This window comes from Armatimonas sp., assembly GCF_031410135.1.
Lineage (GTDB): Bacteria > Armatimonadota > Armatimonadia > Armatimonadales > Armatimonadaceae > Armatimonas.
This window is the reverse complement of sequence record NZ_JANNYP010000752.1, coordinates 1-3,103: the sequence shown is the minus strand read 5'-3', so window position 1 is coordinate 3,103 and position 3,103 is coordinate 1. Positions and strand designations below refer to the sequence as shown.

Here is a 3,103-nt window from a genome sequence, read left to right as displayed (position 1 = left end):
ATAAGAGACAGTATGCTGGAGACGCTGCCGCCGCTTTCCTTCTTCTTGGGGAACCGAGACATAGAGCATTCCGCTCAGGCTCCTCTCCCTTGCAAGTCCGTGCGCCCAGACCAGCTTCACTTCGGGCTGGGTTGCCTCGCTCTCGATGCCTGCTTTCCCACTGGGGATAAAGAACGCCGGAATCAGCGCAAGCTCGGTCCCATTCTTCAGCGCAGGCAACGGAAGCTTCAGGCCCAGATAGGTATCTCCAAAGCCACTCAGAGCAGGCACTCCGTTTGCCGTAACTCGCTCAAAGCCTGGCACCCCAACTCGCCACTCGACTCCTGAGGAAGCGCCGTAGCGCAAGAGAAGCTCCGGCAGTCCCGCCGTGCGACCTCCTCCACGCTGATTGGTGAGGGTAAAGCCACTCTCTAGCTGCAAGGCTCCGCGCATAACCAGCTGGTTAGACTCCGTAAAATCGGGCCGATCTGTCACAATCGGACTTTTTGATGACGGGGATTCCTGTGCTTGAGCCAGACTGCCCCAGAGCGTTATCGTAGTGAGAACGCCCACCACGCCTGTCGTTTTCCGCATGCATACCTCTCTTTGTTTGGGGCAGAGGCACGGTACAATATCCCTGACGGGGGAGGAGCGTACCGCGCATCCGCCTCTTTGCAGGCTTAGGTGCTCTAACACCTGAGCCTGTTTTTGTTTAATTCGTGCCTGTCTCTGGCTCCGGGATGGGGGAGCCATGTGGACAAGTGGTCGGGTGGTTGAGAAACGCCGCAAGACGCTCCTCGAACTCCTCGGAGATCACGTGCTCTAGCCGCTCCGCCTCCCTGTGGGCTCCCTCAGGAGAGAACCCGAGAATATCCGTCAGGAAGCGCTCCAAAAGGCGGTGGTGGCGTGAGAGCTCCCGAGCCAGACGCTCCCCCTGCACGGTCAGACGCGCTCCTTTGTAGGGAGTGTAGTCCACTAGGCTGTCGCGCTCCATCCCCTGAAGCATCTTGGTAACAAAAGCGCGCGATGTCCCGGTGCGCTCCGCAATCGCCGAGGGAGCTGCGGGTGCTCTCTCCGTTTGGAGCGTATAGATCGCTTTGAGCGTGTCGCCCGTCGCTTTACCGAGATGTCGTTCGCGCAATGTATTAACCATGGTTAATTTAACTCGGGTTAATAGTACCATTGACTCCAGGGGTTCGCCACTTTTTCTACTCCGGGGAACTTTTCGCAGTGGGTTTTGGGTAGATGAAACAGTGATCATGCGACGGCTTCTTACGATCTTCCTGGTGGCGCTTCTAGCGGTGAACTCTTTCCCGCTCGCCACTCAAGCTCGCCTTATCTGCCGCGTCTCCGGTCAGGCCATGCAGCCCATTGTCTTGGAAGACGATCCCAAGTCCTGCTGCGCCATCCGACAAGCTCCCTCAGGCGAGTTTGAACTCGCAAACAGCTCCTGCTGCGAGCTCAAGACGACGCCCGGTCATGCGCCACTACCTGGAGCACTCACCCCTGAAACGGTGACGGGCATCGCTGTTTTGCCGACGACTATGCTAGCCGTGCCCCTCCCTGCGTACCTTGAGGTCGCTCCTACCGTTGTGTACGAGGGCACTCCTCAGTACAGAGGTCCACCGCCTTCCCCAGCTTCTCCCCGGGCTCCACCCACTTTCTCCTAAAACCATCGTTGTCTCGCGCCCTGTGCTCTTATGCTCGGAGGCGCACCGATTCTTTTTTGGAGAAAATCAATGAAACGTTCGACCTTCTTTCTTGTGGCAGCCTGCCTTGCCACACTCACCCCTGCGGCTTTCGCCGCATCTTGTTGCACAGGCGGCAACTGCTGCAAAGACGGCAAAGCCTGCTGCGCGATGAAGGGCTGCTGCAAGCCACACGGCAAGTGCTGCGATGCCAAGAAAAAAGCCTGCAAGGACTCCTGCGGCTGTAGCAAGAACAAGTGCTGCGATGCCAAGAAGCCACACACGGGCACAAAGCCACACGGTAAGTAGTGTAGGAGCCGGGCTGAGTGAGATGATCGCTCGGCCCGGCTCTGCTTATCTAAGATAAATCTTTCGATAAAAGTGGAAGTATCCAGAAAGGCGCGATATAACTTCGACAGTTATCGAAAGGATTAGGCAATGCCAGACGTTATCGCGATCTTCAAAGCACTCTCCGATCCCACACGGCTCGCGGTCTTCAACTGCATCCGCTGCTGTGGGTCTACCTGTGGCTACAGCACGGACTCGGGGCAGTGCTGCGGCTCTTGTGACGGGACGGCGATCTGTGCAATTCGCTGCCAGGTGCCCTGCGCTCCTAGTACGCTCACGCACCACCTCAATGAGCTGCGCGACGCGGGTCTGATCGAGACCGAGAAGCGCGGACGGGTTGTCTACTGCAAAGTAAAGCCCGACGCCCTCGGAGCCATCGCCGCTTTCATTAGCGGCAAATAAAACACAAGGAAAGAAAAATGAACACCGAAACCAAGACGAAGACTAACTGTTGCACCAGCTGTAGCGATTACAGTACCTGCTGCGCCGCTAACGGGTGTTGCACTCAAGGCACCTGTACGGATGCCTGCACCTGCTCCTGCCGAACCAAAGCCAAACCGTAGCCATGCGTCGTGAAGCAATGGCTATAGGAATGCTGGCGTTGCTTACGCTACCAGCAGGGGCGCAAGAGGCGGGCGGGCAGTCCATCAAGGACAAACTGCGCTCCACGCTTCCCCCGTGAACCGGCTGACCCGGTGAGGGGTCGCCGCTCCGTGCGAGTGGCGTTCAAGGTAAGTTTCAGTTCGCACAGCGCTACGTGGACTCCGTTCAAGAGCGCCCCCGCTGGCGTACCACACTGACGCAGAGGCTCTCCGCCAAGTTTCAGATCGGGGTGGAGTACAACGCCAATGCACCCGACGCGAAGCTCAATCCGGTAGGAAACTACTTCATTCAAACCGAGAATGAGAATCGCCCAGGGATCATCGCGGGCTTCTCCAGTGATAGGATCGGGACGCCTCATGGCATGAGCTACTTTGTCTCCGCGCAGAAGCAGCTTGGCGGGGAAAAGGGCCGCGTTGCGCCGTATGTAGGGCTGTCCTACTCCGAGTTCGGGCGTGAAGTGCTGATGCCCTTTGGGGCTAGTATCG

6 protein-coding genes are annotated in these 3,103 nt (G+C 57.9%); 4 read left to right on the top strand and 2 right to left on the bottom strand.

Features of this window, described 5'->3' with window-relative positions:
* A partial coding sequence (locus tag RMO15_RS27540; RefSeq protein ID WP_309720459.1) for a transporter occupies nt 1-573 on the bottom strand: 573 nt, incomplete at its 3' end.
* A gap of 118 nt (nt 574-691) precedes the next feature.
* Nucleotides 692-1,132 (bottom strand): metal-dependent transcriptional regulator, encoded by a 441-nt coding sequence (locus RMO15_RS27535; protein WP_309720455.1) that lies wholly within the window; start codon nt 1,130-1,132, stop codon nt 692-694.
* A 106-nt stretch (nt 1,133-1,238) separates the two neighbouring features.
* Between RMO15_RS27535 and RMO15_RS27530 the strand changes: the two genes are divergently transcribed.
* The 4 genes from RMO15_RS27530 to RMO15_RS27515 form a co-directional block, all read left to right on the top strand.
* Nucleotides 1,239-1,649 carry a hypothetical protein gene (locus RMO15_RS27530; protein WP_309720453.1) on the top strand — a complete coding sequence of 137 codons (411 nt, stop codon included), beginning with the start codon at nt 1,239-1,241 and terminating at the stop codon, nt 1,647-1,649.
* A gap of 69 nt (nt 1,650-1,718) precedes the next feature.
* Nucleotides 1,719-1,976 carry a hypothetical protein gene (locus RMO15_RS27525; RefSeq protein ID WP_309720450.1) on the top strand — a complete coding sequence of 86 codons (258 nt, stop codon included), beginning with the start codon at nt 1,719-1,721 and terminating at the stop codon, nt 1,974-1,976.
* A 129-nt stretch (nt 1,977-2,105) separates the two neighbouring features.
* Nucleotides 2,106-2,417, top strand: coding sequence for a metalloregulator ArsR/SmtB family transcription factor (locus RMO15_RS27520; protein WP_309720447.1), 312 nt, complete (start codon nt 2,106-2,108; stop codon nt 2,415-2,417).
* 355 nt (nt 2,418-2,772) lie between these two features.
* A partial coding sequence (locus RMO15_RS27515; protein WP_309720444.1) for a hypothetical protein occupies nt 2,773-3,103 on the top strand: 331 nt, incomplete at its 3' end.